The organism is Rhodanobacter sp. FDAARGOS 1247, assembly GCF_016889805.1.
In the GTDB taxonomy this organism is placed as follows: domain Bacteria; phylum Pseudomonadota; class Gammaproteobacteria; order Xanthomonadales; family Rhodanobacteraceae; genus Rhodanobacter.
On record NZ_CP069535.1, the window covers coordinates 1,508,860 to 1,534,583 of the forward strand.

The window sequence follows — 25,724 nt, forward strand, 5'->3', positions numbered from 1 at the left end:
CGCCCGGGGCGAACGGTTGAGGTTACTGCCGAACCGAGGGCCAGCCGGCCCCGCTCCTGGCCGTATAATGCCCGGCCCCTCGCCGCACCCATGGATCGCCGTGACCGCCGAACTTGCCACCATCATCGACTTCATCCGTTATGGCGCCAGTCGCTTTTCGGCCGCCGGGCTGACCTTCGGCCACAGCCACGACAACCCGATCGACGAGGCCACCCACCTGGTGCTGGCCAGCCTGCACCTGCCGCCGGACATCCCGCCTGCCTACGGCGCGGGTCGGCTCACGGCCGAGGAGCGGGCGAACGTGCTGGCGCTGATCGAGCGTCGCGTGGGCGAGCGCCTGCCGGTGGCCTACCTGGTCGGCGAAACCTGGTTCGCCGGGCTGAAGTTCAAGAGCGACCGCCGCGCCCTGGTGCCGCGTTCGCCGATCGCCGAACTGATCGAGTCGGGCTTCGCGCCATGGCTGGACGAGCGCCACATCGAGCGGGCCCTGGACCTGTGCACCGGCTCGGGCTGCATCGGCATCGCGATGGCCGAGTACAACCCTGAGTGGCAGGTCGACATCGTCGACATCAGCGACGAGGCGCTGTCGCTGGCGCGCGAGAACATCGTGTTCCAGCACGTCGAGGGCCGGGTCGAGGCGATCCGCTCCGACCTGTTCGCCGGCGTGGCGGGGCGCCAATACGACCTGATCGTGTCCAATCCGCCTTATGTCACCGAGGATGAGTACGCCGCGCTGCCGGGCGAATACGCGCACGAGCCGAAGCTGGGCCTCACCTCCGGCATCGACGGCCTGGACCTGTGCCTGCGCATGCTGGACGAGGCGGCCGACTACCTCACCGAGGACGGCCTGCTGATCGTCGAGGTGGGCGAGAGCGAGCACGCGCTGGCCGCGCTGCTGCCCGAAGTGCCGTTCATCTGGATCGAGTTCAAGGTCGGCCAGATGGGCGTGTTCGCGCTGGAGCGGCGCGATCTCGTCGAGCATGCCGATGCCATCAAGGCCGCGGCTGCCGCGCGCCGCCCGGGCTGAACGATGGAGCTGGTCACCGCGCGACTGCGGATCGACGCGCTGCGACCAGCCGACGCGCAAGCCCTGTTTGCCTGCCGCGCCGATCCGCGGGTGGCGCTCTATCAGGGCTGGTGCCCGGCCGATCTCGCCGCGGCCGGCGAGTTCATCGCGGCGCAGCCGGCGTCGCCTGCGCATGGCTGGTTCCAGCGCGCGATCCGCTTGCGCGAAGACGGCGCCCTGGTCGGCGACCTGGGTGTGTGCCTGCCCGAGGATCCGCGGGATTCGGTCGAGTTCGGCGTCAGCCTTGCCCCGGCCTGCCAGGGGCTGGGCTACGCCAGCGAGGCCGTGCGGGCGCTGCTGGCCTTCGTCTTCGGCGAACTTGGCCGCCATCGCGTCCATGCCTCGGTCGATCCGCGCAATCTGGCCAGCATGGCCATGCTGCGGGCGCTGGGCATGCGCCAGGAGGCGCATCATCGCGAAAGCCTCTGGTTCAGGGGCGAATGGGTCGATGACGTGATTTTCGCCATGCTCGACCACGAGTGGCGCGCGCGGCAGGCAGGCGAGGCCCATCACGGTTAAGCTGTGCCGGTTTCCCTGTGGACGTCCAAACCCCGTGTCCAGCAACGCGTTCGGCAAACTGTTAACCGTCACCACCTTCGGCGAGAGCCACGGGCCGGCGATCGGCTGCGTGATCGACGGCTGCCCGCCGGGGCTGGCGATCGGCGCTGACGAATTCCGCACCGACCTCGATCGCCGCGCCACCGGCCGCAGCCGCTACACCTCGCAGCGGCACGAGGCGGACGAGGTGGAGATTCTTTCCGGCGTGTACCAGGGCAAGACCACCGGCACGCCGATCGCGCTGCTGATTCGCAACACCGACCAGCGCAGCAAGGACTACGGCGAGATCGAACAGACCTTCCGCCCCGGCCATGCCGACTACACCTACTGGCAAAAATACGGCATCCGCGACCCGCGCGGCGGCGGGCGTTCATCTGCACGCGAAACCACCATGCGGGTGGCCGCCGCGGTGATCGCCAAGAAGTGGCTGGCCGAGCGTCATGGCGTGCGCGTGCGCGGCCACCTGGCGCAGATCGGCGAGATCCGGCCCGCCGCTTTCGACTGGGATGCGGTGGAGCAGAACCCGTTCTTCTGGCCGGATGCGGCCCAGGTGCCGGCGCTGGAGGACTACATCAACGCGCTGCGCAAGTCCGGCGATTCGGTGGGTGCCCGCGTCAACGTGGTCGCCGATGGCGTGCCGCCGGGCTGGGGCGAACCGATCTACGGCAAGCTCGACGGCGACCTGGCCAGTGCGCTGATGTCGATCAACGCGGTCAAGGGCGTGGAGATCGGCGACGGTTTCGCCGCCGTCGCCCAGCGCGGCAGCGAGCATCGCGACGAGATGCATTTGGACGGCTTTACGTCCAATCATGCCGGCGGTATTCTCGGTGGCATCAGCAGCGGTCAGCCGGTCACCGCCTCGATCGTGCTGAAACCCACCTCCAGCATCCTGATTCCCGGCCACAGCCTGAACCTGGCCGGCGAACCGGTGGACGTGGTCACCAAGGGGCGACACGATCCCTGCGTCGGCATCCGCGCCACGCCCATCGCCGAGGCGATGATGGCGCTGGTGCTGATGGACCACGCGTTGCGCCACCGGGCGCAATGCGGCGACGTGGGTGCGGTCGCGCCGCGCATCGCCTGACCTTCAACCGCAGCATCCGGAATCACGCCGATGACCGACAAGCCGCGCGTCTGGGTTTCCCGGCCCACCTTTCCGGGGGTCATTGCCCGGCTGGAGCCGCATTTCCAGGTGACCGTCGAGGCGGAGGAGCGCAAGTTCAGCCAGTCGGAACTTGCGGCTCGGCTGGCCGGCCAGGACGCGGTGATCGTCGGACTCAAGGATCGCATCGGCGCGGCGGAGATCGGCGCGGCGGAGCGCCTGCGCATCGTGGCCAACTTGGGCGTGGGCTACGACAACATCGACCTGGACGCGATGAGCGCCGCCGGCATCGCGGTGTCGAACACCGCCGACGTGCTCAACGAAAGCGTGGCCGACTACACCTGGGCCCTGTTGCTCGGTGCCGCGCGCCGGATGGGCGCCGCCGAGCGCTGGCTGCGCGCCGGACACTGGCAGGCCACCGAATTCAAGGCCTGGCTTGGCAGCGACGTGCGCGGGCGCACGCTGGGCATCCTGGGCATGGGTCGCATCGGGCAGGCGATCGCGCGGCGCGCACTCGGGTTCGGCATGCCGGTGATCTACCACAACCGCACGCCCCTGCCCGAGGCGGACGAGCGGGGCTGCAACGCGCGTCATGTCGACAAGCAGCAACTGCTGCGTGAATCCGACTTCCTGGTGCTGGCGCTGCCGCTGACCACGCAGACCCGCCATGCCGTGGGCGCCGCCGAACTGGCGCAGATGAAGCCGACCGCGATGCTGATCAATATCGCCCGCGGCGGCATCGTCGACGACGCGGCGCTGGCCACGGCGTTGCGCGAACGCCGCCTGGCCGGTGCGGCGCTGGATGTTTTCGAGGGCGAGCCGAAGGTTCATCCGGGCCTGCTCACGCTCGACAACGTGGTGCTCAGCCCGCATATCGCCAGCGCCACCACCGAAACCCGCCGCGCGATGACCTCGGTGGCGGTGGACAATGTGCTGGCGATGTTCGGCCACGGTCCGCAGGCCGGGCGTCCGCCCAATATCCTCAACCCGAACGTGCTGTGAGCGGCACGGTCTTCCTATTCCGAGAGCAAGCCACCCCATGAGTCAGAAGAGCAGTTACAAGGTCGCCATGGTCGGCGCCACCGGTGCGGTCGGCGAGACCGTGCTGGCGATCCTCGCCGAGCGCGATTTCCCGGTCAGCGAGCTGGTGCCGCTGGCCAGCGAGCGTTCGGCTGGCGGCAAGGTCAGCTTCGCGGGCCGGGACATCACCGTGCAGTTGCTGGACACCTATGATTTCGAAGGCGTCGACATCGCGTTCTTCTCCGCGGGCGGCTCGGTCAGCCGCGAACACGCGCCGCGGGCGGCGGCAGCCGGTGCGGTGGTGATCGACAACACCTCCGAGTTCCGCTACCAGGACGACATCCCGCTGGTGATCAGCGAGGTCAACCCGCATGCGATCGCCCAGTACACCAGTCGCGGCATCATCGCCAACCCGAACTGCTCGACCATGCAGATGCTGGTGGCGCTGGCGCCGATCCATCGGGCGGCGCAGATCGAGCGGATCAACGTGGCCACCTACCAGTCGGTTTCCGGCGCCGGCCGCAGCGGGATGGAGGAGCTGGGGCGGGAAACCGCGGCCCTGCTGAACTTCCAAAGCGTGGAGCCGGGCAAGAAATTCCCGGCCCAGATCGCGTTCAATGTCATCCCGCAGATCGACGACTTCCAGCCCAACGGCTACACCAAGGAGGAAATGAAGCTGGTGTGGGAGACCCGCAAGATCCTGGAGGACGAGTCGATCCAGGTGAATCCGACCGCGGTGCGGGTACCGGTGTTCTATGGCCATTCCGAGGCCGTGCACATCGAGACCAGCGAAAAGATCACCGCCGAGCAGGCCCGCGAACTGCTGCGCCAGGCGCCGGGTGTGGTGCTGGTGGACGAGCGCAAGCCGGGTGGCTATCCGACCCCGGTGGGCGAGGCGGCCGGCGCGGACGGGGTCTTCGTGGGACGGGTGCGCGAAGACATCTCGCACGACCGCGGGCTGGACCTGTGGATCGTGTCGGACAATATCCGCAAGGGCGCGGCGCTCAATGCGGTGCAGATCGCCGAGTTGTTGATCGAGGACTATCTCTGAAATGCGTTTGATCCAGGTATTTGCATTGGCTTGTTTTGTGTCGGCAGGGGCAGCCTGGGCGACAGCCCCGGTGCAGGTGCAGCCGGGGGCCACTGCGGCCGCCCGGGACGGGGCCAGCGCGCAGCGGAAGGTGGCGCGCAGCGAGGCCGAGGTCAAGCGCCTGAAACGCGACGTGCAGCGGCGGGAATCGGACAGCAAACGGGCTGGCGAGCGCCTGCAGGAGCAGGACAAGACGATCGCCGAGCTGCAGAAGCAACTGCAGGAATTGCAATCCGGCCAGTCCGGCGGGCAGCATTGAAAGGCGATGCCGGGGTGAGAACACACCGCAGCAATGTATCGCAAGTATTCGTCGCGCCTATTGTTGATTGGCCTTCATGTAACTAAAGTGGCACCTCGATTGGGGTCGTGGTCGTCAATCGCGGCAACGCCAACCTAGAGAGTTGCGTCAGGATCGTTCGGGGGAACACGCATGAATCGTTCGTTGAAATTGTCGGTGCTGATCGCGCTGGCGCTGGGCACCAGCCAGGTGATGGCCATGGATCTGGGTCAGATCCAGGTCAAGTCGGCGCTGGGCCAACCGCTGCTGGCCGAGATCCCGCTGCATTCGGACAATCCGGCGGAGCTGCAGAATCTCAGTGTCCAGCTGGCTTCCAGCGAGGAATTCGCACGCGCCGGCATCGTGGGTGGACGCACCTCGATCCCGTTGCACTTCAGCGTGGCCAACGCCGGCGGCGCCCATCCGGTGATCCGCATCACCAGCAGCACGCCGGTGGATGACCCCTTCCTCGACCTGCTGCTTGAGGTGAACGGCAAGGCGGGCAAGAGCGTGCGCGAGTACGCGATCCTGCTCGACCCGCCGAATGCCGCCGCGAAGGCCCCGGTGGCGGCGACTCCCGCGCCCGTCCGCCCTGCGTCGCACCCGAAGGCAGCTGCCGCACCCGTCGCCGCAGCGCCGAAGGCGACCGCGCCGGCCCCCGTGGCAAGGCCGGCCGCACCGGTGGCCGGCAACGGCCAGCTCGGTCCGGTCGAACGCGGCCAGACCCTGTCCGGCATCGCGCGCAACGTGGCTCCGTCCGGGGTCGACGTGCAGCAGATGATGCTGGCGCTCAAGCAGGCCAACCCTGACGCGTTCTACCGCGACAACATCAATGCATTGAAGAGTGGCGTGGTGCTGCGCGTGCCGACCTCGGCCGAGGCGCAGGCGATGTCCATCGCCGCCGCTGCCGCCGAAGTCCGTCGCCAGAACAGCGACTGGCGCGCCGGCGTGCCGGGCAAGCCCACCATCGTGGCCGATGCCGCCACCAGCGGGTCGACTTCCAGTGCCTCCAGCGGCGCTGCCGGCAACGGCGACCGGCTCGCACTGGTGCCGGCCAGGCAGGGCAGTGGTGCCGGAACCCAGGGCGCGGGCTCGAGCGACAAGTCCACCGCCAGCCTCCGCCAGGATCTGCTGCGGAGCCAGGAAAGCTTGGCCAGCCTGCAGCAGCAGAGTTCGGACCTGAAGACCCGGCTGAAGGACCTCAGCGACATCAACAGCAAGAACGAACGACTGCTGTCGCTGAAGGACAACGAGATCGCCGAGCTGCAGGCCAAGCTGGCCGCCGCGAGGAAGAGCGCCGGCATGCCGGCGGTTGCCGCCAGTGCGGCCAGGGTGACGGCTGCCCCGGCACCCGCCATGCCCGCGCCGGTTGCGAAGACCGAGCTTGAAGCGGCCCATGCCAGCACGGCCATGACGCCGGCTGCAGCAAACACGCCCGCGCTGGCATCCACCGCGCCCAGTGCCCCGGTTTCCTCCGCCACCACGGTGACCACGCCGCTGGCGGACTCGGCTGCAGTCAAGCCGGTCGAACCGGTCAAGCCGGCAGTGACCAAGCCGGTCGCGCCGGCTCCCGCTCCGGTCGAGGAGCAGCCGTGGTACATGCAGACCTGGGCGTGGGCTGCCGGTGCGGGCGCGATCGTGCTGCTGATCCTGCTGGCGATGCTGGGCCGTCGACGCAAGCCGGCTGCCGCGGCAGCCAAGTCTTCCACGTCACTGGCCGACCGTTTCGGATCCGTGCCCGGCGCTGCCGACCAGGATCTGCTGGGCGACGACGTCGACCAGGAAGAGTTGCTCGACCAGTTGGCCGAGCATCCGGATGACATCGGCCTGCACCTGGAGCTGGTCACGCTGTATTACTCGCGCCGCGACGTCGATCATTTCGAGGCCGCCGCCGAGGCGATGCACGCCCACATCACCGACCCGCAGCAGGACGAGTGGCAGGACGTGCTGCACATGGGCGAGGACCTGGTGCCCGGTCATCCGCTGTTCGACCACCACGAAGCGTCCGCCGCGCACGACGATGCCGACGCCCATGGCGAGTTCAACATCGATGACTATGCCGATGCGAGCGACGCGCCCACGGTGGTGTCCTCGATGCCGCCGCTGCCCGGCGCCGGCCCGAAGAAGGTCAGCGAGTACAACTTCAACTTCGATCTGACCCATCCCGCCGCAGCGCCGCCGGCGCGCCCGGAAGCGGCGGCGGAAGACGTCACGGTGGTGGCGCCCCGCACTCCCGCGGCACCGGCGGAGCCGGCATCGGACTGGAATTTCGAGGAGGCCGAGCGTGCCCCGGCGAGCCACGACGATGGCCAGGATCTCGGCGAATTCAACGACGATCCGGTGGACACCAAGCTCGACCTGGCGCGTGCCTATGTCGACATGGGCGACGCCGAGGGCGCCCGCGCCATGCTGGGCGAGGTGATGAAGGAAGGCAGCCAGATGCAGCGTGACGTGGCCAAGCGGCTGCTGGACAGCCTGCACTGAGTTTCCTGCTTCGCTTGTGTGGCATCGGGCCGGCCTAGCCGGCCCGATGCCGTTTTGGCCTGCTAATCTTCGACGTTTCCCCCTCAGGTTCTGCACGATCCATGCGTATCGCTCTGGGTATCGAGTACGACGGCACCGACTTCTGCGGCTGGCAGCGGCTGAAGCAGGATGTCAGCGTGCAGGGCGCGCTGGAGCGGGCGCTGTCGACGGTGGCCGCGCATCCGGTCGAGGTCAGCTGCGCCGGTCGCACCGATGCGGGCGTGCATGGCCGCTGCCAGGTCGTGCATTTCGATACCGACGCCAGCCGCGACATGCGTGGCTGGGTGCTGGGCAGCTGCTCCAACCTGCCGAACAGCGTGGCCGTGCTGTGGGCGCAGCCGGTGCCGGACAGTTTCCACGCGCGTTACGCCGCACGCAGCCGGCGCTACCGCTATCACCTGCTGAACCGGCCGGTGCGTGCGGCGCTGGATGCGCGCTATGTCACCTGGGAGCGCCTGCCGCTGGACGCCGGGCGCATGCACGTTGCCGCCCAGGCCCTGCTGGGCGAGCATGATTTCAGCGCATTCCGCGCCTTGTCCTGCCAGGCGGCGCACCCGCGGCGAAGCGTGCTGGCGGTGAGCGTGCGGCGCGAGGGCGAGCAGCTGTTCGTGGAGATCGAGGCGAATGCCTTCCTGCATCACATGGTGCGCAACATCGTCGGCTCGCTGCTGCCGATCGGCCGTGGCGAACAGCCGATCGAGTGGATGGGTGAACTGCTGGCCGGTCGTGACCGCCAGGTGGCCGGCCCCACCGCACCGGCTTCGGGCTTGACCTTCATCGGTCCACGCTACGAGCGCCACTGGCATCTGCCGGAAGAGGTCAGCCAGCCATGACCCGGATCAAGTGCTGCGGCATGACCCGGGTCGACGACGCCGTGCTCGCCGCACGGCTGGGCGCCGATGCGATCGGGCTGGTGTTCACCGCGCGCAGCCGACGCCAGGTTGGCCTGCGCCAGGCCCGCGACATCGTCGAGTCGCTGCCGCCTTTCGTGGCGACCGTGGCCTTGTTCATGGACGACGAGGCGAGCCTGGTGGAACGGGTGCTGGAGCAGGTGCGGCCCGCGCTGCTGCAGTTCCACGGCGAGGAAACCGACCCCTGGTGCGCGCAGTTTGGCCATCCATTCCTGAAGGCGCTGGCGATGGGCGAGGGCGCTGCCGGTCTGTCGCGCCGGCACGACTACCCGCATGCCGCCGGCCTGCTGCTGGATGGCCATGCCCGTGGCGAGGCCGGTGGCAGCGGCAAGACGTTCGACTGGTCGCTGTTGGCGGAAGTGCGCGAGAAGCCGCTGATCGTTGCTGGCGGGCTGGAGTCGGGCAACGTGGCGGACGCCGTGCGCATGGCGCGACCGTGGGCGGTGGACGTGGCCAGTGGCGTGGAATCCGCGCCCGGCATCAAGGACCCGGCGCGGCTGGAAGCCTTCGTTCGCGCGGTGCGCGCGGTCGACGCGGAGTAGAGGGCCAGTCGCGGAGATCGCGGCGGGCCTGCCGGCTCAGCCGCCGGCCAGCTCCTGGCGCAGCCACTGGGCCAGTGCGACGGCGCGACGATCGCCGGAGCGCTGCGGCGTGGCCAGGATCCAGTGGCCCGTGGTGGGCTGGAATCCCCACGGCGCCAGCAGGCGCCCGGTCGCCAGGTCGTCGGCCACCAACGGCGCCGGCGCGATCGCCACGCCCAGCCCGGCGATGGCCGCTTCCAGCAGATGGTAGAGGTGCGGAAAACCCGCGCCGCCGGGCGGGCGCGAGGGCGGCAGATCCATGCCACGCAGCCAGTCTGGCCAGGCCTGCGGACGCGAAGTGGTGTGCAATACCGGCTCGTCGAGCAGGCAGCCGGGCAGCTGCCCCTGCAGTCGCGGCCAGCCGCCGTAGCGCGGGCTGACCACCGGGCCGATCCGTTCCGGCGCCAGCGTGTCGACCTGCCAGCCCGCGGGCCAGGGCGGCGCCGACAACAGCAGCAGGGCGTCCAGCCTGCCCGGTTCCGCGGTCGGCGATGACTCCTGTGCCGACAGATGCAGGCGCAACCCGGGCAGGTCGTGCGCCAGCCGATCCAGCCGCGGGATCAGCCAGCGCGCCAGCAGGCTGCTGGCGCAACCGAGCACGAACGGCGCCTGCGCGTTGTGCTCGCGCAGGGCGGCCCAGCTGTCGCGCAATTGCTCGAAGGCGAGGCCGGCCCCGGCGTGCAGTTGTTCGCCCGCAGCGGTCAGCACCAGTCCACGGCCCTGGCGTGAAAACAGCGGTCGGCCCAGCGCTTCGTCGAGCAGGCGCAGTTGCCGGCTGACCGCGCCATGGGTGACGTGCAGTTCCGCCGCGGCCCGGCCCACGCTGTGCAGTCGCGCCACCGCCTCGAAGGCGCGCAAGGCATTCAACGGTGGCAGTTCGCGCCCTGACATGATTGAGTTTTCCTGAGGTATGGAGGCGATCTTATCGCTTTTCCGCGCGGTCACGACTGCGATAATCTGCAGGACATTCCCGATCCGATGAGCGGGGATCTTCAGTTTTTCGCACAGGAATCCCGCCATGCCCCCGATCCAGGACTATCACCGCTGGCCCGACGAGCACGGTCGCTTCGGCGACTACGGTGGCAGCTATGTCGCCGAGACGCTGATGGCGCCGCTGGCCGAGCTGGCCGAGGCCTACGAGCGCCTGCGCCAGGATGCGGGCTTCCTCGCCGAACTGGACCGCGACCTGCAGCACTACGTGGGGCGGCCCAGTCCGGTCTATCACGCCCAGCGGCTGTCGCAGCATGTCGGGGGAGCACGCATCCTGCTCAAGCGCGAGGACCTGAACCACACCGGCGCGCACAAGATCAACAACACCGTCGGCCAGGCGCTGGTGGCCCGGCACATGGGCAAGCGGCGGATCATCGCCGAGACCGGGGCCGGCCAGCATGGCGTGGCCAGCGCCACCGTGGCCGCGCGCCTGGGCATGCAGTGCGTGGTCTACATGGGCGCGGTGGACATCGAGCGGCAGAAGATCAACGTCTACCGGATGAAGCTGCTGGGCGCCGAGGTGGTGCCGGTGACGTCCGGTTCGAAGACGCTGAAGGATGCGCTGAACGAGGCGATGCGCGACTGGGTCACCAACGTGGCCGACACTTTCTACATCATCGGCACGGTGGCTGGCCCGCATCCGTACCCGAAGATGGTGCGCGACTTCAACGCCATCGTGGGGCGCGAGGCGCGGGCCCAGGTGCTGGCGCAGTACGGCCGCCTGCCCGACGTGCTCACCGCCTGCGTGGGCGGCGGCTCGAATGCGATCGGCCTGTTCCACGCCTTCCTCAACGACGCCGGCGTGCGCATCGTCGGCGCCGAGGCGGCAGGCGAGGGCATCGCCACCGGTCACCACGCCGCTTCGCTGGCTGCGGGTCGCCCCGGCGTGCTGCATGGCAACCGCACCTATGTGCTGTGCGACGACAACGGCCAGATCACCGAGACGCATTCGATCTCGGCCGGACTCGACTATCCGGGCGTTGGCCCGGAGCACGCGTTCCTGAAGGACGCCGGGCGCGCCGAGTATGTCGGCGTGACGGACGACGAAGCGATGGAGGCATTCCACCTGCTGGCCCGCACCGAAGGCATCCTGGCCGCGCTGGAATCCAGCCATGCGGTCGCCCAGGCGATGAAGCTGGCGCGCGAGCTGCCGAAGGACGGCATCGTGCTGTGCAACCTCTCCGGTCGTGGCGACAAGGACGTGCACACGATCGCCGCGCGCGAAGGAGTCGAGGTATGAGCCGCATCGATCGCCGCTTCGCCAAACTCAAGGCCGCCGGCCGCACCGGGCTGATCCCGTTCGTCACCGCCGGTGATCCCGTGCCCGGGCACATGGTTGCCCTGATGCATGCGCTGGTCGATGCCGGCGCCGACCTGATCGAACTGGGCGTGCCGTTTTCCGATCCGATGGCCGACGGTCCGGTGATCCAGCACGCCAGCGAGCGGGCGATCGCCCAAGGGGTCGGACTGAAGGAAGTGCTGGGCTGGGTCGGCGAGTTTCGCCGCCGCGATGCCGACACGCCGATCGTGCTGATGGGCTATCTGAATCCGGTCGAGATCCATGGCTACGCGCGCTTCGCGCAGGAGGCCGTGGCGGCCGGCGTCGATGGCGTGCTGCTGGTCGATTGCCCACTGGAGGAATCGGCCGTGCTGCAGCCGCTGCGCGATGCCGGGTTGCAGCAGATCCTGCTTGCCGCGCCCACCACCGCACCCTCGCGTATGGCGCAGCTGTGCGGTTCGGCCGAGGGTTTCCTGTACTATGTCTCGTTCGCCGGCATCACCGGTGCGGCACACTTGAGCACCGGCGATATCGCCGCACGCGTGGCGGACATCCGCACCCGGGCGAAGGCGCCGGTGGCGGTGGGCTTCGGCATCCGCGATGCGGCAAGCGCGAAGGCGATTGCCGGTTTCGCCGATGCGGTGGTGATCGGCAGTGCGCTGGTCGAGCGGTTGTCGGGTGCCACCGACGCGGCGGAAATCACCGCCCGTGCGCAAGGTTTCCTGCAGCCGATCCGTGCGGCGCTGGATGCACACTGAAACGGTCGCCTGGCCGTTTCGGGTCAGGAACGTTTGAGGTGTTGCGATGAATTGGCTGCAGAAGATCATGAACCCGCGGACCCGTCCGCAGGGAACCAACGGCGGCAAGGGTTCGGTGCCCGAGGGTGTGTGGGAGAAGTGCGGTGGTTGCGGCACCGTGCTGTACAAGCCGGAACTGGAGCGCAACCTGATGGTGTGCCCCAAGTGCGGCCATCACCATTACATCAGCGCGCGGATGCGGCTGGACGCGCTGCTCGACGACGGCTCGGCGCAGGAACTGTGGGCCAGCCTCGAGCCCACCGATCCGCTGAAATTCCGCGACTCCAAGAAGTACCGCGACCGCATCACCTCGACCCAGAAAAAGACCGGCGAGAAGGATGCGATGGTCGCCATGAGCGGCAAGCTCAAGGGCCGGCCGCTGATGGCGGTGGCCTTCGAGTTCGCCTACATGGGTGGCTCGATGGGTTCGGTGGTCGGCGAAAAATTCGCCCGCGCCGCCGAGCGCGCGCTGGCCGACAAGAGCGCCCTGGTGTGCTTCTCCGCCACCGGCGGCGCGCGCATGCAGGAAGCGCTGTTCTCGCTGATGCAGATGGCCAAGACCTCGGCGGCGCTGGCGCGCCTGCGCGATGCCGGCGTGCCCTACATCAGCGTGCTGACCAACCCGACCACCGGCGGCGTCTCCGCCAGCCTGGCGATGCTCGGCGACATCAACATCGGCGAGCCGAAGGCGCTGATCGGTTTCGCCGGTCCGCGGGTGATCGAGCAGACCGTGCGCGAGACCCTGCCGGAAGGTTTCCAGCGTTCGGAGTTCCTGCTCGACCACGGCGCGATCGACATGATCGTCGACCGCCGCGAGATGCGCGACAAGCTGGCCGACCTGCTCGGCATCCTGACCCGGGCCGATCGCGCGGCCTGAGTCGAGGCATTCGATTGCTCATGAGCGATGCCGCCTGCGGGCGGCATCGTCGTATCCGCCGCAGGGTTTTCCACAGCGGCTGTGGAAGTGTTGCGGCAAACCCTGTGGACAAGCGCGATTCCCCACTTGCCGATCAGTGACTTGCTACGCGCTGGTCACGAACTGTCCAGATCGCGGTGACCGGTTTCGCGCGTTCGCCGCATGCGTGCGGCGCCAAGTTTTCCACAGCTGGTGTGGGTGTCTTCTGTACAAGCCTGTGGACAAGCGTCGTTCGCCTTTTGCCGGCAGACACTTGGCTCACTTTGTCGATTTCTTGAGCGGTCGCGCGAAGTTCTCCACAGCGATTGTGGAGCGTGCCGGGTAAAGCCTGTGGACAAGTAGGCTATCTGTCTGAGCGCAAAGGAACTCGCTACGGCGTGCGCAAAGCCTGCGCAGCGAGCTGGCTCAGATCGTCATCGACCACGGCCGGATCGATGCGTCGTTTGTCCCGGTGATGGGCGCCACGCAGATGCGGTGTGCCTGCGCGACGCCGTGGCTCTCGGGTGGACTAGGTTTCGCTGACAATCCCGATGCGCATGACCATGTCCGTGCCGGTTTGCCGCAGCATCGCGGCGTGGCGTTGCGACGGCATGGCGGACGCATGACGTGGCGCTTACACTGAAGCCTGTTTTCTTCCGCTGGAGACCGACGATGAAACGCATCCTGCTTGCCCTGGCGCTGACGGGACTGACCGCCACCGCGATCGCCGCCGATGCTCCCGGCCTGCCCACCACGGCCGCGCCAGCCGGTGCCGAGGTCTACATCATCTCGCCCAGCGATGGCGCCACCGTGGGTCAGGAAGTCACCGTGCGTTTCGGCCTGAAGGGCATGGGCGTGGCACCGGCCGGCATCGGCAAGGAGCACACCGGCCACCACCATCTGCTGGTCGACGTGAAGGATCTGCCCGCCGCGGGCCAGCCGATCCCGGCCGACGCGAACCACATCCACTTCGGTGGCGGCCAGACCCAGACTACGCTGAAGCTCGCGCCGGGAACGCATACGCTGCAACTGGAGCTGGGCGACCAGCATCACGTGCCGTTCGAGCCGGCGCTGGTGTCGAAAAGGATCACGGTTCACGTGAAATGACCGGTTCTGCCCTCATCGTTCCGTTCGGAGGCCGCCATGAAACAACTTTTGTTCGTTTTCGCCTTGAGTGCGCCGTGCCTTTCGATGGCTGCGGGTGTTCCGGCACAGACGCCCCCGGCGCAATCCGGGGTCGTCGCCCAGCCGGCCAAGTCGCCCAGCCACCGGCCCTTGATCGACGTGAAATTCGTGCTGGTACGAGCCCCGCCGGAAGAGAACGACGCTCCGCAGCTTGATTTCGGCAACGGCAAACCCGCCATCGTGCCCTTGCCGTCGTCACGCTGGGACACCGTACCTCTAGGTGCGGATCCCACCAATCCCAATGCTTACTGGTGCCGCAACTGGGGGTGCCGCTCGCATTGAATGCATGGGTGTGGCAGCCGACGCCATCAGGCGTTGTGGTCGTTCACGATAGCCGCAGGATGAATCATGTACGGGTCCTGGCCGCGGACGACGGGTAGCGTGAAAGCGGCCATCGGCTTGTCCGCATTGATCGGCTAAAATCTGTCGTTCCGCGCCTTCCGAAGATATCCATGACCGTACGCACCCGCTTCGCCCCCAGCCCCACCGGTTTCCTGCACATCGGCGGTGCGCGCACTGCGCTGTATTGCTGGCTCGAATCGCGCCGTCGCGGCGGTGAATTCATCCTGCGCATCGAGGATACCGATCGCGAGCGGTCCACCGACGAGGCGGTGCAGGCGATTCTCGACGCCATGCACTGGCTGGATCTGGACGCCGACGAGGGCCCGTTCTACCAGACCCGGCGGCTGCAGCGTTACAAGGAAGTTGCCGACCAACTGCTCGCCGCCGGTCACGCCTACTACGCTTACGAGAGCAAGGCCGAGATCGAGGCGATGCGCGAGGCCGCGATGGCGGCGGGCGAGAAGCCCCGCTACAACGGTCACTATCGCGACCGCAACGAGCCTTTCCGAGAAGATCCCAACCGGGTGATCCGCTTCCGCAATCCGCACGAGGGTTCGGTGGTGTTCGAGGACAAGGTGAAGGGCCGCATCGAGTGGGCCAACACCGAGCTGGACGACCTGGTGATCTTTCGCTCCGACGGCTGGCCGACCTACAACTTCGCCGTGGTGGTCGACGACATCGACATGGGCATCACCGAGGTGATCCGCGGCGACGACCACGTCAACAACACGCCCCGCCAGATCAACATCTACAAGGCGCTGGGCGCGCCGGTGCCGGAGTTCGCGCACCTGCCGATGATCCTGGACAAGGAAGGCAAGAAGCTGTCCAAGCGCACCAGCGCGGTCAGCGTGATGGACTATCGCGCCGACGGCTTCCTGCCGCACGCGATCCTCAACTACCTGGTGCGGCTGGGCTGGTCGCATGGCGACCAGGAAATCTTCTCGCGCGAGGAGATGATTGCGCTGTTCGACATCGGCGACTGCAACAAGGCCGCCTCGCGTTTCGACACCGAGAAACTGGCCTGGCTCAACCAGCATTATCTGAAGACCGACCAGCCGCAGTCGCTGGCAGCCGAGTTCGAATGGCACCTGCAGCGTGCCGGCATCGATTTCGGCCAGGGTCCCGCGCCGGTCGACGTCATCGTGGCCTTGCGCGATCGGGTGCACACGCTGAAGGAAATGACCGAGCGCGCGGCGATCTGGTATGGCCCGATCACCGAGTGGGACGACAAGGCCGTCGCCAAGCACCTGAAGAACGACAGCGCGCCGGCCGTGCTGGAAGCGGCGAAGTCGCTGCTGGCCGGATGCGAATGGCAGCCCGGGTCGATCCATCAGGTGATCGAGCAGGTGGCGGCGCAGCTGGAACTGGGCATGGGCAAGATCGCCCAGCCGTTGCGGGTGGCGATCACCGGCACCCAGGTATCGCCGTCGATCGATCAGACCCTGTATCTGGCGGGCCGCGCCGAGGCACTCAGGCGCATCGACGCCGCCATCGCAATGGCCCGCGGCTGATGCGGCTTCCGTCGATGGCGCACTGAGCGCGGCATGGACGAATGGCTGGCCAGGGCCACCCAGGGCGTCGATCCCGACGCACCGGGCGCGTTCTGGCACGTCTTCTTCAACCTGTTGAATATGCTGCCGTGGGCAGCCATGTTCTGGTGGAACCTGCTGTTTGTCGCAGTGGGAGCCTTGCTGGGCTGGTGGCGCGGGCGCTTGCTGGAAAGCATCGTCTGGGCCTGGGTGCTGGGGCCGATCGGCTGGATCGTGATCCTGCGCAAGCCCTGCCGGCTGCCACCGGCCAAGCCACCACCGCTGCCACAGAACCGCCGTCCGGTACCGCGCAGGTAGCGGTGTATGATCCCCACGAGGTGACATCTTGAGCCACGACGCCGCCAGCAACCCGCATCCGCGCCACGCGCATCAACACGACGACGCGAAGGGTTTCGTGCGCGCCGTGGAGCATGCCAGCGAGGAGCGCGGCCTGCGCCTCACCCCGCTGCGCAAGGAAGTGCTGGAGCTGATCGCCGCCGCGCACAAGCCGGTGAAGGCCTACGACCTGCTCGACCAGTTGCGCGAGAAGCACGGCAATGCGGCGCCGCCCACCGTCTATCGCGCGCTCGACTTCCTGCTCGAGAACGGCTTCATCCACAAGCTGGAATCGATCAACGCCTTCGTTTCCTGCCATCACCCGGCCGAGGCGCACCAGGTGCCGTTCCTGATCTGCGACGTCTGCTCCAGCGCCCAGGAAGTCTGCGACGAGCGCGTCGCGGAACTGATCGAGGCGCAGGCGAAGGCGCTGGGCTTCCGGCCGCAGGCGCAGACCCTGGAAGTGCACGGCACCTGCCGGAACTGCCGCAAGGGCTGAGGTGCTTCCGCGGGGCTGGCGAATCGAAGTGTTATAAAGTAACATGTGGTCACCGGACATGGAGTCGCCCCGTCGGGCGGCGCCGGGTCAATCGATGAATCCCGAGCAGTCGAACAAATCCCGCTGGTGGCACCTGGCCGATCGCGTTGGCGCGATGGCTTCGTTCCTGTGCGCGATCCACTGTGCCTTGCTGCCGTTCGTGCTGGCCCTGCTGCCGCTGATCGGCCTGGAATTCCTGGCTGACCATCGTTTCGAGCGCATCTTCGTGTTGTGCGCCTGCGTGCTGGCATCGCTGGTGCTGGTGCGCGGTTTTCGTCGGCACCGGCGCAGCCTGCCGCTGCGCCTGGCCGTGCCGGGACTGTCGCTGCTGCTGCTCGGCATCGCCTTCATCGACCTGGGCTCGCCGATTCTGCACAGCGTGCTGGTGACTTGCGGCGGCATGCTGCTGGCGGCGGCGCACTTTGCCAACCTGCGGCTGGACAGCCATCGTGATGGCGTCCACGTGCACGGTCCGCAGTGCGCGCATTGAGCCGCGGTGATTGTGTAACGGCCATGCCGATTCCTAGCATGCGCGCATGAACACGCCGCACCATCACCATCAGCCTCACGGCTGCGACCATGCCGCGGGGCAGGCGCATGCCGGCGCCCACGAGCACGTGGCGGGTGGAAGCAGCCGCAAGTTGCTGCTGGCGCTGGTTCTGACCGGCATCATGATGATCGTCGAGGTGGTCGGCGGCCTGTGGTCCGGTTCGCTGGCCTTGCTGGCCGATGCGGCACACATGATGGTCGACACGCTGGCCCTGTTGCTGGCCGTGGTCGGTGCGTGGATGGCCACCCGCCCGGCCGATGCCAGGCGCAGCTACGGTTATGGCCGGATGGAAGTGCTGGCGGGTTTCGTCAATGCGCTGAGCCAGTTCGTGCTGGTGGCGTGGATCGCGTGGGAGGCGGTGATGCGCCTGCGCCATCCGGGCCTGATCCTTTCCGGTGTGATGCTGGTGGTCGCCGTCGCCGGTCTGCTGGTCAATGCGCTGGTGCTGCGCACCCTGCACGGGCATGCGCATGACGACGTCAACCTCGCCGGCGCCAGCCTGCATGTGCTTGGCGACCTGCTGGGTTCGCTGGCGGCGGTGCTGGCGGCGCTGGCGATCCGCTGGTTCGGCTGGCTGTGGGCCGATCCGCTGCTGTCGCTGCTGGTCTCGCTGCTGATCCTGAACAGTGCGTGGCGCTTGCTGCGGAAGTCCGCGCACATCCTGCTGGAAGGCGTGCCCGACGGCCTGGACACGACCGAAATGGAAAGCTCGCTGCGCACGGCGGCGCCGGGCATCCGCGACATCCATCACCTGCACGTGTGGCAGCTTGCCTCGGGGTCACGCATGGCGACCGTGCATGCCGAACTGGACGAGCAGGCGGACGACGCCCTGGTGCTGCAGTCGATCAAGCGCCTGCTGCTGGAGCGTTTCGAGGTCCGCCACGTGACCGTGCAGATCGATCCCGGGGCGTGTCCCGACCCGTCCGGGGACTGTGCGGGACATGCTCATCGCTGACTATCCCGTCATGCCGGGACGCTGCTATGATGGCAGGCCGTTCATCCAATAAATCAAGGAGTTCCCATGGGTAAGGGCGATCGCAAGACCCGTCGCGGCAAGACCTACCGCGGCAGCTACGGCAATACCCGTGCACACGGCGCGCTGCCGGCCGTGGTCGGTGCCAAGCCGACCGTGACCAAGCCGGCTGCGGCCAAGAAGGCGGCGCCGAAGAAGAAGTCGGCCTGAGCCAGCTTCGCCCGGCATTGCTGCAAGAAAACCCCCGCCCCGGCGGGGGTTTTTGCATTTGGGGAATCGGGAATCGGGAATCGGTGTGAGACCGGCTGCTGGCTGAACCGCCAGGGCAGGGGTTCGACGAGGGTTTGCCGCATGGCCACCTGCCATGTATGATGCGCTCCACTGTGTTAACGCGTTAGTACATTATGAAGCGTCGATCGCTCGATCCCGAATCCCCGCCCGGCTCCGCCGAGCAGAGTCTCTGCGAGGCCTTGCTGTCCCTGCGCAACAGCGAGGAGATGGGCGCCTTTCTCAGCGACCTGTGCACGCCGGCGGAACTTGAAGTGCTGGTCGATCGCTGGCGGGTAGTGCCGTACCTGCTCGAAGGCGTGCCGTATCGCGAGATCCACGAGCGCACCGCGGTCAGCATCACCACCATCGGCCGGGTCGCGCGCTACCTCAACCAGGGCAGCGGCGGCTACCTGGCCGCGGCGGCCCGGGCGGCAAGGAAGCAGGCCCAGGCGGCAAGGAAGAAGGCATGAAGCCGCGCGATCGCCTGCGCATCGCGATGCAGAAATCCGGCCGGCTGACCGAACCGGCGTTGGACCTGCTGACCCGTTGCGGACTGACCTTCCGGCAAAGCCGCGACAAGCTGTTCTGCTTCGGCGAAGGCGAGCCGGTGGATCTGCTGCTGGTGCGCGATGACGATATCCCGGGGCTGATCGCCCAGGGCGTGTGCGACCTGGGCATCGTCGGGCGCAACGTGCTGGGCGAGTTCCAGCTCACCGCCGGGCGTGACGGCGAGCCGCTCGACGAATTGCGGCCGCTCGGTTTCGGCCGCTGCCGCCTGTCGATCGCGGTACCCCAGGACATGGCTTACGGGGAGCCGAAGGATCTGGCCGGCACCCGCATCGCCACCTCGTACCCCGGTCTGCTCGGCGAATGGCTGCGCAGCCGCGGCATTGTTGCGGGCGTGGTGACCCTGGCCGGTTCGGTCGAGATCGCCCCCAAGCTGGGCACCGCCGACGCGATCTGCGACTTGGTGCAGAGCGGCGGCACCCTGGTGGCGAACCAGTTGCGCGAAACCGACGTGCTGCTGGAAAGCGAAGCGGTGCTGGCCGGCCCGCTGACCCTGCCGGTGGACGAACGCGGCGACATGCTGGAGCTGCTGCTGAAGCGGCTGGACGGCGTGATCCAGGTGCGCGAATCGCGCCTGTTGCTGCTGCAGACCTCGCGCCACACGTTGGACGCGGTGACCCGGCTGTTGCCCGGTGGCCCGCAGCCGACCCTGCTGCCGGTGGCGGGCCAGCCCGACCAGCTGATGCTGCAGGCGCTGTGCGCCGGCGAGGTGAGCTGGCGGCAACTGGAAGAAATCAAGAAGGCCGGCGCGCGCGAGATGTTCGTGTTGCCGGTGGAGAAAATGCTGGCATGAAGAGCAGATTCGCATGAAGCGTCTGGACTGGAACGCACTGGATGAAGCCTCCCGTGGCGAGGCGCTGGCGCGACCGGCGCAGTCGCGGGCGGAAGCCTTGCGTCACGGCGTCGGGCAGATCATCGCTGCCGTGCGCGCGCGTGGCGATGCCGCGTTGCGCGAGTTCAGCGCGCAATACGATCGCTGCGCGCTGGAAGCGATCGCCGTGGACGAGGCTGAGTTCGCCGTCGCCGAGGCCGTGCTCGATCCCGCGTTGAAGGCGGCGATTCGCGAGGCGGCCGAACGCATCGAGCTGTTCCATCGCGCCAGCGCACTCCAGCCGGTGGCCGTCGACACCGCGCCGGGCGTGCGGGTGGAACGGATACTGCGCCCGGTCGGCCGGGTCGGCCTGTACGTACCGGCCGGCAGCGCGCCGTTGCCGTCGACCGCGCTGATGCTGGGCGTGCCGGCGCAGATCGCCGGCTGTCGCGAGGTGGTGCTGTGTTCGCCGGCACGCCCCGATGGCCGTTGCGACGAGGCGGTGCTGTACGCGGCCCGGCTCACCGGCGTGCACAAGGTATTCAAGCTCGGCGGCGCCCAGGCGATCGCTGCGATGGCCTACGGTACCGACAGCGTGCCCCGGTGCGACAAGCTGTTCGGGCCGGGCAATGCGTGGGTGACGGAGGCGAAGTTGCAGGTGTCGACCGATCCCGACGGCGCGGCGATCGACATGCCGGCCGGTCCGTCCGAGGTGCTGGTGATTGCCGACGCGGCGGCCAACCCGGCGTTCGTCGCCGCCGACCTGTTGTCGCAGGCTGAGCACGGGCCGGATTCGCAGGTGATCCTGCTCAGCCCGTCCACCGATCTGCTGGCCAGGGCGGCGGCGGAAGTCGAGCGGCAATGCGCCGACTTGCCGCGCGCCGACATCGCACGACAGGCGCTGGCGCAGAGCCGGCTGGTCCTGGTCGAATCGCTGGCGCAGGCGGTCGAGGTCAGCAACCGCTACGCTCCCGAACACCTGATCCTGCAGGTCGCCGAGCCGCGCACGCTGCTCGAGCGCATCGACAGCGCCGGCTCGATCTTCCTCGGCCAGTGGACGCCCGAGTCCGTCGGCGATTACTGCAGCGGCAGCAATCACGTGCTGCCCACGTACGGCCACGCGCGCAGCTACAGCGGCGTATCGGTGGCCAGTTTCCAGAAGCAGATCAGCGTGCAGGAAGTGTCTGCCGACGGCCTGCGCCAGATCGGCCCGTGCACCGCGACGCTGGCGGCGGCCGAGCAACTGGAGGCGCACCGCCGCGCCGTGACCCTGCGACTGGAGGCCCTGGCATGAGCGTGCTCGAGCTGGCCCGGCCGGAGATCCGCGCGATGCAGCCGTATTCCTCGGCGCGCATGGAGGCCAGTGGCGGACAGGTTTTCCTCAACGCGAATGAATCGGCCTGGCCGCCGCCGGGCGACGATGGCCTGGGCTGCAATCGCTACCCGGAACCGCAGCCGGCGGCGCTGGTCGCGACCCTGGCCGCGCTGTACGGCGTGCGCCACGAGCAACTGCTGGTCGGCCGCGGCAGCGACGAAGCCATCGACCTGCTGATTCGCGGGTTCTGCCGCGCGGGCGAGGACGCGATCCTGATCCAGCCGCCCACCTTCGGCATGTACGGCGTCTGCGCTCGCATCCAGAACGCGGCAGTGATCGAGGTGGCGCTGGCGGATGACTTCACGCTGGACGTGGATGCGGTGCTCGCTGCCGTCACGCCCGCGGTGAAGCTGGTTTTCGTCTGCACGCCGAACAATCCCAGTGGCCAGTGCGTGCCACGCGAAGATGTCGAGCGTCTGCTGCAGCAGCTCGACGGGCGCGCCTTGCTGGTGGTGGACGAGGCGTACATCGAATTTGCCTTCGAGCGCAGCGTGGCCGATCTCATCGATCGTTACGAAGGCCTCGCCGTGCTGCGCACCTTGTCCAAGGCCTGGGCGCTGGCCGGTGCACGCATCGGCTGCCTGCTGGCCAATCCCGAAGTGATCGCGCTGCTGCGCCGGATCATGCCGCCATACCCGCTGCCGCTGCCGTGCGTGGCCGCCGCGATGGCTGCGCTTTCCGAAGCGGGGCAGGCGCAGGCGCGCGAACACCTGGCCGTGCTGCGCAACGAACACGAACGGGTACGCGGCACGCTGGCCGCGCTGCCCTGCGTGCGCGACGTGCTGCCGTCACAGGCGAACTTCCTCGCCGTGCGCTTCGACGACGCCGGCGCGATCTACCAGCGCCTGCTAGCCGCCGGTGTGGTGGTGCGCGACGTGCGGCGCTATCCGAAGCTGGGTGACGCCTTGCGCATCACCATCGGCACGCCAACCGAGAACGATCAGATGCTTGCTGTTCTGAAGAGTCCGGCCAGGGAAGACCGGGGTTTTGCCGGGGGATCGGCATGAAGCAGACAAAGCTCCTCTTCGTCGACCGCGACGGCTGCCTGATCGAGGAGCCGGCCGACGAGCAGATCGACAGCTACGCGAAGCTGGCCTTGCTGCCGGGCGTGATCGCCGCGCTGCAGCGTTTCGTGGCGGCCGGCTATGAATTGGTGATGATCACCAACCAGGACGGCTTGGGTACCGACAGTTTCCCCGAAGCCGATTTCAACGGGCCGCATGACTTGCTGTTGGGCATCCTCGCCTCGCAAGGCATCCGCTTCCGCGAGGTGCTGATCGACCGCAGTTTCCCGCATGAGGGTCTCGACACGCGCAAGCCCGGCATCGGCCTGGCACGCCATTACCTGGCCGATGACAGCTGGAGCCGGGCCGCCTCGGCGATGGTCGGCGATCGCGAGACCGACCTGCAGTTCGCCGCCAATCTCGGTGTGCGCGGCTGTCGCGTCGGTTCGCGCGGAGTGAGCTGGGAAGCGCTGGCCCACGAACTGCTCGACGCGCCGCGTACCGCCACGGTGGTGCGCAACACGAAGGAAACCCGCATCACGGTCAGCGTGGATCTCGATCGCGTGGCCGAACCGAAGGCACATACCGGCCTGGGCTTCTTCGACCACATGCTGGAACAGATCGGCAAGCACGGCGGCTTCGCGCTGCAGCTGGCCTGCGCTGGCGACACCCACATCGACGAACATCACACCATCGAGGACTGCGCACTGGCGCTGGGCCAGGCGCTGAAACAGGCGCTGGGCGACAAGCGCGGCATCGGCCGTTACGGCTTCACCTTGCCGATGGACGAGGCGCAAGCCAGCGCGGCGCTGGATCTGTCCGGCCGTCCCTATTTCGTGTTTGATGGCAGTTTCCCCCGCGAGCGCGTGGGCGAGGTGCCGACCGAACTGGTGCCGCATTTCTTCCGCTCGCTGTGCGAAGCGCTGGGCGCAAACCTGCACCTGAGCGTGCGCGGCGACAACGCGCATCACATGGTCGAGGCCTGCTTCAAGGTGGTGGCGCGCAGCTTGCGCCAGGCGCTGCGGCGCGAAGGCAGCGAGCTGCCCAGCACCAAGGGTGCGCTGTAATGAGCGTGGTGCTGGTCGATGCGGGCGGCACCAATATCGGCTCGGTGCGCTATGCGTTGCAGCGGCTCGGCGTGGACGCCGCGCTGACTTCCGACGCGACAACGATCCGCGCCGCCGACAAGGTGATCCTGCCCGGCGTCGGCGCGGCTGGCCCCGGCATGGCGCGGTTGCGCGAGCTGGGCCTGGTCGAGGTTTTGCGCGGGTTGACCCAGCCGGTGCTCGGCGTGTGCCTGGGCATGCAGTTGCTGTGCACGCATTCGGAGGAGGGCGATACCGCATGCCTCGGCGTGATTCCCGCGCCGGTTCGCCGCTTCGTCGAAGCGCCCGGCCTGCGCGTGCCGCACATGGGCTGGAACGCGTTGTCGATCCTGCGGAAACATCCGCTGCTGGCCGGGCTCGACGACGGCGAGCAGGCCTACTTCGTGCACAGCTACGCCGTGCCGACGGGCGACTGGACGCTGGCCGACAGCGATTACGGCGAGCCGTTCTCCGCGGTGATCGCCCGCGACAATTTCCACGGCATGCAATTCCACCCCGAGCGCTCCGCCGCCGTCGGCGCGAGGCTCCTGCAGAATTTCCTCGACCTATGAGTTTCGACATCATCCCCGCCATCGACCTGCGCGGTGGCCAGGTGGTGCGCCTGAAGCAGGGCGACTACGCGCAGCAGACGACTTACGCGGCCGATCCGCGCGAGCTGGCAAAGCGCTACGCGCAGGCCGGCGCAGCATGGCTGCACCTGGTCGACCTGGACGGCGCGCGCTCGGGCCGGCTCGACAATCTCGCGGTGATCTCGTCGATCGCTGCCGACGGCATGGCGATCCAGGCCGGCGGCGGCGTGCGCGAGGAGGCCGATCTGCAGCGACTGTTCGATGCCGGCGTGCAGCGCGTGGTGCTGGGCAGCGTGGCGATCCGCGATCCCGAACGCGTCGCCGGATGGCTGGCCAAGTACGGCGCGGAACGCCTGACCCTCGCGCTGGACACGCGCCATGTCGACGGACGCTGGGCGCTGCCCAGCGCGGGCTGGACCGAAGTCGAGGCGCGCACGCTGGACGAACTGGCGCCGTGGTATGCCGCCCGCGGTGCGCGCCACCTGCTGTGCACCGACATCGACCGCGACGGCATGCTGGCCGGCTTCAACCTCGATCTCTATCGCCATCTTGCCGAGGCCGTTCCGTCGCTGGCGGTGCAGGCTTCCGGCGGCGTGCGTTCGCTGGACGACATCCGCGCGGCGCGCGAAGCTGGTGCGTGCGGCGTGATTCTCGGCCGCGCGCTGCTGGAAGGACGCTTCACGGTCGAGGAAGCACTCGCATGCTGAGCCGCCGCATCATCCCCTGCCTCGACGTGCGCGATGGCCAGGTGGTCAAGGGCGTGCGCTTCCGCGATCACGTGGTGATGGGCGAGATCGTCGATCTCGCGCTGCGCTATCGCGACGAGGGCGCCGACGAACTGGTGTTCTACGACATCACCGCCAGTCCCGAAGGGCGCAGCGTGGATCGCGGCTGGGTGGAGAAGGTCGCCCGCGTGATCGACATTCCGTTCTGCGTCGCCGGCGGCATCCGCTCGGTCGACGAGGCTCGCGCCGTGCTGCACGCGGGCGCCGACAAGATCTCGGTGAATTCGCCCGCGCTGGAACGCCCCCAACTGATTGACGAACTGGCCGCGGCGTTCGGCGTGCAGTGCGTGGTGGTCGGCATCGACTCGCTGCGCGACGCCGATGGTGAATGGCGTGTGCGCCAGTACACCGGTGACCCCACGAAAACCCAGGCGCTGGCACGCCGCACGCTGGACTGGATGGTCGAGGCACAGCAGCGCGGTGCGGGCGAGATCGTGCTGAACTGCATGGGCAGCGACGGCGTGCGCGCGGGCTACGATCTCGAACAACTTTCCGTCGCTCGGGCAATCTGCCACGTGCCGCTGATCGCCTCCGGTGGCGCCGGTGCGCCGGAACATTTTCGCGATGCCTTCGTTGATGCCGACGTCGACGGCGCGCTGGCCGCCAGCGTGTTCCACTCCGGCGCCATCGCGATCCCCGCACTCAAGCACTACCTGCACGAATGTGGCGTAGTGGTGCGCCTGTGAGGAAGCAAT

The 25,724-nt window shown here is 68.0% G+C and carries 29 protein-coding genes; 28 read left to right on the plus strand and 1 reads right to left on the minus strand.

Translation table 11 applies throughout. From position 1 onward, the window contains the following. Positions 1-100: 100 nt before the first annotated feature. The 9 genes from prmB (at position 101) to I6J77_RS06810 (ending at position 9,089) form a co-directional block, all read left to right on the plus strand. Positions 101-1,027, plus strand: a complete 927-nt coding sequence (gene prmB / locus I6J77_RS06770; protein WP_204111040.1) for a 50S ribosomal protein L3 N(5)-glutamine methyltransferase — start codon at positions 101-103, stop codon at positions 1,025-1,027. A 3-nt stretch (positions 1,028-1,030) separates the two neighbouring features. Continuing rightward, positions 1,031-1,585 (plus strand): GNAT family N-acetyltransferase, encoded by a 555-nt coding sequence (locus I6J77_RS06775; RefSeq protein WP_204111041.1) that lies wholly within the window; start codon positions 1,031-1,033, stop codon positions 1,583-1,585. A gap of 34 nt (positions 1,586-1,619) precedes the next feature. After that, positions 1,620-2,708, plus strand: coding sequence for a chorismate synthase (gene aroC, locus I6J77_RS06780; RefSeq protein WP_204111042.1), 1,089 nt, complete (start codon positions 1,620-1,622; stop codon positions 2,706-2,708). Between the two features lie 30 nt (positions 2,709-2,738). Continuing rightward, the gene (locus tag I6J77_RS06785; RefSeq protein ID WP_204111043.1) at positions 2,739-3,728 is read left to right on the plus strand and encodes a D-glycerate dehydrogenase; all 990 of its coding nucleotides are present in this window, start codon (positions 2,739-2,741) and stop codon (positions 3,726-3,728) included. 37 nt (positions 3,729-3,765) lie between these two features. Then, positions 3,766-4,797, plus strand: a complete 1,032-nt coding sequence (locus I6J77_RS06790; RefSeq protein ID WP_204111044.1) for an aspartate-semialdehyde dehydrogenase — start codon at positions 3,766-3,768, stop codon at positions 4,795-4,797. A 1-nt stretch (position 4,798) separates the two neighbouring features. After that, complete coding sequence (locus I6J77_RS06795) at positions 4,799-5,095, plus strand: DUF3450 domain-containing protein (RefSeq protein WP_239309212.1); 297 nt, start codon at positions 4,799-4,801, stop codon at positions 5,093-5,095. Between the two features lie 171 nt (positions 5,096-5,266). Further along, positions 5,267-7,597, plus strand: coding sequence for a FimV/HubP family polar landmark protein (locus I6J77_RS06800; RefSeq protein ID WP_204111045.1), 2,331 nt, complete (start codon positions 5,267-5,269; stop codon positions 7,595-7,597). A 101-nt stretch (positions 7,598-7,698) separates the two neighbouring features. Then, the gene (truA, locus tag I6J77_RS06805) at positions 7,699-8,469 is read left to right on the plus strand and encodes a tRNA pseudouridine(38-40) synthase TruA (RefSeq protein ID WP_204111046.1); all 771 of its coding nucleotides are present in this window, start codon (positions 7,699-7,701) and stop codon (positions 8,467-8,469) included. Continuing rightward, a complete protein-coding gene (locus I6J77_RS06810) occupies positions 8,466-9,089 on the plus strand; it encodes a phosphoribosylanthranilate isomerase (RefSeq protein ID WP_204111047.1) in 624 nt (207 codons plus the stop codon). Before truA ends, I6J77_RS06810 begins: the two co-directional genes overlap by 4 nt. 36 nt (positions 9,090-9,125) lie before the next feature. Here the strand turns inward: I6J77_RS06810 and I6J77_RS06815 are convergent, their stop codons facing one another. Beyond that, the gene (locus tag I6J77_RS06815) at positions 9,126-10,019 is read right to left on the minus strand and encodes a LysR family transcriptional regulator (protein ID WP_204111048.1); all 894 of its coding nucleotides are present in this window, start codon (positions 10,017-10,019) and stop codon (positions 9,126-9,128) included. A 127-nt stretch (positions 10,020-10,146) separates the two neighbouring features. Between I6J77_RS06815 and trpB the strand changes: the two genes are divergently transcribed. The 19 genes from trpB (at position 10,147) to hisF (ending at position 25,715) form a co-directional block, all read left to right on the plus strand. Further along, the gene (gene trpB / locus I6J77_RS06820) at positions 10,147-11,358 is read left to right on the plus strand and encodes a tryptophan synthase subunit beta (RefSeq protein WP_204111049.1); all 1,212 of its coding nucleotides are present in this window, start codon (positions 10,147-10,149) and stop codon (positions 11,356-11,358) included. After that, entirely contained in the window at positions 11,355-12,155 is an 801-nt protein-coding gene (gene trpA, locus I6J77_RS06825; protein ID WP_204111050.1) for a tryptophan synthase subunit alpha, read from the plus strand. The genes trpB and trpA overlap by 4 nt, the downstream gene beginning before the upstream one ends. 46 nt (positions 12,156-12,201) lie before the next feature. Next, positions 12,202-13,071 carry an acetyl-CoA carboxylase, carboxyltransferase subunit beta gene (gene accD, locus I6J77_RS06830; RefSeq protein WP_204111051.1) on the plus strand — a complete coding sequence of 290 codons (870 nt, stop codon included), beginning with the start codon at positions 12,202-12,204 and terminating at the stop codon, positions 13,069-13,071. 690 nt (positions 13,072-13,761) lie between these two features. Beyond that, positions 13,762-14,196, plus strand: coding sequence for a DUF4399 domain-containing protein (locus tag I6J77_RS06835; RefSeq protein ID WP_204111052.1), 435 nt, complete (start codon positions 13,762-13,764; stop codon positions 14,194-14,196). A 36-nt stretch (positions 14,197-14,232) separates the two neighbouring features. After that, positions 14,233-14,556, plus strand: coding sequence for a hypothetical protein (locus I6J77_RS06840; RefSeq protein ID WP_204111053.1), 324 nt, complete (start codon positions 14,233-14,235; stop codon positions 14,554-14,556). A 170-nt stretch (positions 14,557-14,726) separates the two neighbouring features. Then, positions 14,727-16,127, plus strand: coding sequence for a glutamate--tRNA ligase (gene gltX / locus I6J77_RS06845; RefSeq protein WP_204111054.1), 1,401 nt, complete (start codon positions 14,727-14,729; stop codon positions 16,125-16,127). Positions 16,128-16,160: 33 nt separating this feature from the next. Next, positions 16,161-16,463 (plus strand): hypothetical protein, encoded by a 303-nt coding sequence (locus I6J77_RS06850; RefSeq protein ID WP_204111055.1) that lies wholly within the window; start codon positions 16,161-16,163, stop codon positions 16,461-16,463. Between the two features lie 28 nt (positions 16,464-16,491). Further along, positions 16,492-16,980, plus strand: coding sequence for a transcriptional repressor (locus tag I6J77_RS06855; protein WP_204111056.1), 489 nt, complete (start codon positions 16,492-16,494; stop codon positions 16,978-16,980). Between the two features lie 94 nt (positions 16,981-17,074). Next, positions 17,075-17,509, plus strand: a complete 435-nt coding sequence (locus tag I6J77_RS06860) for a MerC domain-containing protein (protein ID WP_204111421.1) — start codon at positions 17,075-17,077, stop codon at positions 17,507-17,509. A gap of 46 nt (positions 17,510-17,555) precedes the next feature. Then, the gene (locus I6J77_RS06865; RefSeq protein WP_204111057.1) at positions 17,556-18,524 is read left to right on the plus strand and encodes a cation diffusion facilitator family transporter; all 969 of its coding nucleotides are present in this window, start codon (positions 17,556-17,558) and stop codon (positions 18,522-18,524) included. Between the two features lie 66 nt (positions 18,525-18,590). After that, the gene (locus tag I6J77_RS06870; protein ID WP_007805033.1) at positions 18,591-18,752 is read left to right on the plus strand and encodes a 30S ribosomal protein THX; all 162 of its coding nucleotides are present in this window, start codon (positions 18,591-18,593) and stop codon (positions 18,750-18,752) included. A 194-nt stretch (positions 18,753-18,946) separates the two neighbouring features. After that, positions 18,947-19,282, plus strand: a complete 336-nt coding sequence (locus tag I6J77_RS06875; RefSeq protein ID WP_204111058.1) for a YerC/YecD family TrpR-related protein — start codon at positions 18,947-18,949, stop codon at positions 19,280-19,282. Next, positions 19,279-20,172, plus strand: coding sequence for an ATP phosphoribosyltransferase (hisG, locus tag I6J77_RS06880; protein ID WP_204111059.1), 894 nt, complete (start codon positions 19,279-19,281; stop codon positions 20,170-20,172). The genes I6J77_RS06875 and hisG overlap by 4 nt, the downstream gene beginning before the upstream one ends. A 13-nt stretch (positions 20,173-20,185) precedes the next feature. After that, positions 20,186-21,484 (plus strand): histidinol dehydrogenase, encoded by a 1,299-nt coding sequence (gene hisD / locus I6J77_RS06885; protein WP_204111060.1) that lies wholly within the window; start codon positions 20,186-20,188, stop codon positions 21,482-21,484. Then, complete coding sequence (gene hisC, locus I6J77_RS06890) at positions 21,481-22,572, plus strand: histidinol-phosphate transaminase (protein WP_204111061.1); 1,092 nt, start codon at positions 21,481-21,483, stop codon at positions 22,570-22,572. Before hisD ends, hisC begins: the two co-directional genes overlap by 4 nt. Further along, positions 22,569-23,636, plus strand: a complete 1,068-nt coding sequence (gene hisB / locus I6J77_RS06895) for a bifunctional histidinol-phosphatase/imidazoleglycerol-phosphate dehydratase HisB (protein WP_204111062.1) — start codon at positions 22,569-22,571, stop codon at positions 23,634-23,636. The genes hisC and hisB overlap by 4 nt, the downstream gene beginning before the upstream one ends. Then, positions 23,636-24,226 (plus strand): imidazole glycerol phosphate synthase subunit HisH, encoded by a 591-nt coding sequence (gene hisH, locus I6J77_RS06900; RefSeq protein ID WP_204111063.1) that lies wholly within the window; start codon positions 23,636-23,638, stop codon positions 24,224-24,226. Before hisB ends, hisH begins: the two co-directional genes overlap by 1 nt. Continuing rightward, positions 24,223-24,951, plus strand: a complete 729-nt coding sequence (hisA, locus tag I6J77_RS06905; protein WP_204111064.1) for a 1-(5-phosphoribosyl)-5-[(5-phosphoribosylamino)methylideneamino]imidazole-4-carboxamide isomerase — start codon at positions 24,223-24,225, stop codon at positions 24,949-24,951. Before hisH ends, hisA begins: the two co-directional genes overlap by 4 nt. Next, positions 24,945-25,715, plus strand: a complete 771-nt coding sequence (gene hisF, locus I6J77_RS06910; protein WP_204111065.1) for an imidazole glycerol phosphate synthase subunit HisF — start codon at positions 24,945-24,947, stop codon at positions 25,713-25,715. Before hisA ends, hisF begins: the two co-directional genes overlap by 7 nt. Positions 25,716-25,724 lie beyond the last annotated feature (9 nt).